The organism is Staphylococcus ureilyticus (assembly GCF_002902235.1).
Lineage (GTDB): Bacteria > Bacillota > Bacilli > Staphylococcales > Staphylococcaceae > Staphylococcus > Staphylococcus ureilyticus.
Genome location: NZ_PPRL01000064.1, coordinates 1 through 4219 on the forward strand (window position 1 = coordinate 1; position 4219 = coordinate 4219).

The following is a 4219-nucleotide window of genomic DNA, read 5'->3' on the forward strand; positions in this document are numbered from 1 at the left end:
GATAATTAGCAATACCCAACTTGCAATATGCATATGTAACATATTTAATACCCCCACACTATTTTTACTTTATAAAAATATCAATACATTGTTACTTTTAATTATAAAATTAAAAGCGTACTTTTTTAATCATACTGAAAAAGTAAATATTTTTCAAAAAAAGTTCTGCACTTCACATTTTATCTTCATTTTCAATTTATAGCAACATCATTACTTTATATCAAAAAAATTAGGCTAACTTATTATAATTAGCCTAATTCATTTATTATTATTTTTCTGCTATGACATTTGTTAAAGTACCAATATTATCAATCGTTACTTTTACTTCATCACCTGGTTGTAAAAATTTAGGCGGTGTCATACCTGCCCCCACACCAGCTGGTGTACCAGTAGCAATAATATCACCAGGATGTAATGCTACATATTTCGAAATCTCTTCAATCAATTCATCGATTTTAAGAATCATTTCTCCTGTATTACCATCTTGACGAATTTCATTGTTTACTTTAGTTACAATATTTACATCTTCAGGTGTCGGTAATTCATCTTTAGTTACTATATATGGACCAACTGGGCAACCACCAGTTAAACTTTTAGATAAGAATGCTTGATCCTGTTCATTTTGGGCTTTGCGGTCAGTAATATCATTAATGATTGTATAGCCATATACATAGTCAAGTGCTAAAGCTTTAGGAATTTTCTCACCAGATTTACCTATCACAATACCCAGTTCACCTTCATAATCTAACTGATCTGTAATATCTTTATGATTTGGTATTACACTATTATCACCAGTTAACGATGAAGCTGCTTTTGTGAAGACGTATAAACGTTGTACCTCATGATTTAATTCACTAGCATGGTCTTGATAATTACGTCCAAAAGCAATCACATTATTTGTTGGCGTGACCGGTGGTAAAAATTCAATATCTGCAAATGCGACTTTATATTCTTCACCTCTACCACTATCTTCTGCCGCAACGACTGCTTTACGAACCTGTTCTTGGAAATCTAATATTTGGTTTTGTTGAAGACCATTCAATAATGTCTTAGGATGAAAGTCCCCTTCCGCAAAATCTGCAAAGACTTTTTTCAAGTCCCAAGCAGCTTCTTCTCTTTTAACTTTCACACCATAAGATGTCTGTTCATTATGTCTGAATGATAGAAATTTCATTCAATATCAGCTCCTCATCTATATCTTATTACATATTATAACTATATTTAGTAACAAATCACAAATAAATACCCATTATTTTCAAAAAATTCAATAAACATAGACATGATATTGTATCGTTATTTTAAATAAGTCACTTTACGCCACAACCATTCAATAGGGCCGTACCTATAAAATTTCAGATACACATAGCAGAAAATTAGTTGTAAGCTATAAACAACCAACACGATTAAATAAGATTCATACAGTGGTAACTTATTATATAAACCTAAACCTACATAAATAAATGTAAAAATAAAACTTTGCATTAAGTATACTGTTAGACTCAACTTACCTGGGTATTTAAAGATATTTACGGTTTTGGAAAACTGCTTAAATCGGCAACAATAGATAAATAATAATATGTAGCCAAATGCTACAAGTGGCCCACCAATCATAGCACTAATGATTGCAAAAGCTTGGTTTCCAATGTCCACTACATATGGCAATTTAAAAGCGTATCCAACAATTAACATAAGGCATGCATATAAAACGTGACGATGACGATTTTGTGCGAATTGTACCTTTTCAACCAAGTTGTATTTTTGTGCTGCCATTCCTAAAAACACATACGGTAAAAATTCAAAATATGCAGAAAAAGTTATTGTATCTATAATATTATAGGTATTTTCTACAACATTTACTTTTAAATAGTTAAAATATTCGCCACTTTGCTTTAGATTGACGATTTCAGAAACATTAAATCCGCTTATATTAATAGTACTATATGGATCATCTAAGTATGTTACTAAAAAAGTAGGTAAAATTAAGATAAATACTTTTATTGCATATAAAATAACACCTATTTTAAAGAGTTTCTTGCTACTTTTTTTAATACATAATACTGCAATCATCCCTGTAAATGCATAACTGAACAAAATATCCCCTGAAAATAGTAAAAAACCGTGTAATGCACCTAATATTAATAAAAAAGTTAATCTTCTATAAATAAAGGGATAATATTTCATCGCTCTTCTCTGACTATGTTTGTACATAATGGCTAAACTATAACCAAATAAAAAGGTGAAAATAGGATAAAAAGAACTGATTACAAACAGTGTAATAACTCTTAATATACTTTGATCTATCCCTTTCACTAAATCCGGTAAAAATGATTCCTCATATGGCATACTAAATGTCAATATATTCATCAATACAATACCTAACAAACTGAATCCACGTAATGCATCCAGTTCGAATATTCTCTGCTGTGTCGACACTGTTTAGCACTCCTTTATCAAAGCATTATTTAATCGATTTATCATCTATTGAAAGCTGACCAAATTTAAAGAAGTATAAATAACCTTTAACAGGTTCGCCAAGTATGGTCTGTAAGGTATTTCTATAGTATTCCATTTGTATTTTATAACGCGCACGCAATTGATTTCCAACTTCTTCATCTGACATATGCAAGCGTCTATTAAATGCATCTGTTTTATAATCAACAAAGTAATATTGCTGATCTTTAATAAAAATCAAATCAATCATCCCTTGAATGATTGATGCGTCTGTTTCTACATCTTTCAACTGGTCTACTTTTGCTTGATTCACAACGAAAGGTAATTCACGATAAATATAATCACTTTGAGCAATCGAAAGATACAAGTCACTCTCAACAAATTTATAAATATCATCAAATTGAATATCAGCTTTTGCATCTTTAGGTATGATCGCCTTAACTATTAATTGGTCAACAAATATTCCAATTTCTTCTGCTGTCAGCCTTTCTTCTTTAAATGGTAAATGCTGCATTACCGTATGCATTAATGTCCCTATTTCATTTGCTTTTCTCTTTGTTTGTTGACTTAAGAAAGCTGGTCTTTCATATGAAGTTGTGCCAATACGATACTGACGAACTCTATCATAATTTGTATCCGCTTGTTCTGTTTCTAATTGTCGTTTTAATTCAGAAACGGACTGTTTTGAAGGTTTCATCATAGCTTCTTGATATGGATAGACGTAACTTAATTGCTGATGTATTTGCGTTTTTAATGTGTCATTGCCACTATTTATATACTCAATATCACTAACTGTACGCTGTTCACTATCTGAAATAACTTGTTCTGAAGCAATATCTTCATAAAATTCTGTAGTCAAATTCACATAAGGTTTCATCGTTGAATCAACATCTTCTATTGATTGCTCAAAACGCATCTCTCTTGGTAAAGATGATGATTGATATTTTGCTAATATTGGGTATATCATATCAATCGGTCTTTGGGCTGTAATCCGATAACTGACTGGTAAATGTGTTTCCGAAACAGAAACCTGCTCTAATTGTGTTAATTCTTTCTCATCTTTAACACGGCCAATCAAAAATAATTGTTCCTTAGCACGTGTCAATGCCACATAAATTAATCTCATCTCTTCTGAGACCATTTCTTTTTCTGCGATTGCTTTCAAAGTGACTGATGATAATGAAGGATAAGCTAAATTTGATTCTACATCAAAATACGTCATTCCAAGTCCATAATTTTGATTTAAAATCACAGGTTTATGTAAGTCATCTCTTCTAAACTTACGCGATAAGCCAGAGTAAATAACAAATGGAAATTCTAGCCCCTTACTGCTATGGATTGTCATCATTCTCACAACATCATCATTAGGACCTATGATGTTTTCTTCACCGAAATCTTTTCCTCGCTCCATAAGTTCATCAATAAATCGAATAAATTGATATAGACCACGAAAACTAGAATTTTCAAATTCTACTGCTTTATTAAACAAACCATATAAATTCGCACGTCGACCTTTGCCACCAATAAGTCCACTAAAATATTGTATAACATAGTGATCATTGTAAAATTTATCAATAAGTTGATATACAGGATGATTTTGACTGTAAGATTGATACATAGCTATATCTTTTAAAAATACTTCTAATTTTTTGACCAATTTCTTATTTGCCACGTCATTTTTCATATAATGTTGGATAGATTGATAAAAATAATCATCATGAGGACTAAATACTCTAATGTTTGATAATTCGTCTTCTGTAAATTGGTA

The 4219-nt window shown here is 30.9% G+C and carries 3 protein-coding genes; all 3 read right to left on the reverse strand.

Features of this window, described 5'->3' with window-relative positions; genetic code table 11:
- Nucleotides 1-268: 268 nt before the first annotated feature.
- A complete protein-coding gene (locus CD150_RS06950) occupies nt 269-1174 on the reverse strand; it encodes a fumarylacetoacetate hydrolase family protein (protein WP_046208040.1) in 906 nt (301 codons plus the stop codon).
- A gap of 119 nt (nt 1175-1293) precedes the next feature.
- Nucleotides 1294-2433, reverse strand: a complete 1140-nt coding sequence (locus CD150_RS06955; protein WP_103161455.1) for a DUF418 domain-containing protein — start codon at nt 2431-2433, stop codon at nt 1294-1296.
- Nucleotides 2434-2458: 25 nt separating this feature from the next.
- On the reverse strand, nt 2459-4219 hold a 1761-nt coding region (locus CD150_RS13705; protein WP_240621212.1), incomplete at its 5' end, for a 3'-5' exonuclease.

Coding starts and splice junctions, on each gene's coding strand:
- CD150_RS06950 (WP_046208040.1), bottom strand. CDS start 1,174: ATGAAATTTCTATCATTCAGACATAATGAACAGACATCTTATGGTGTG.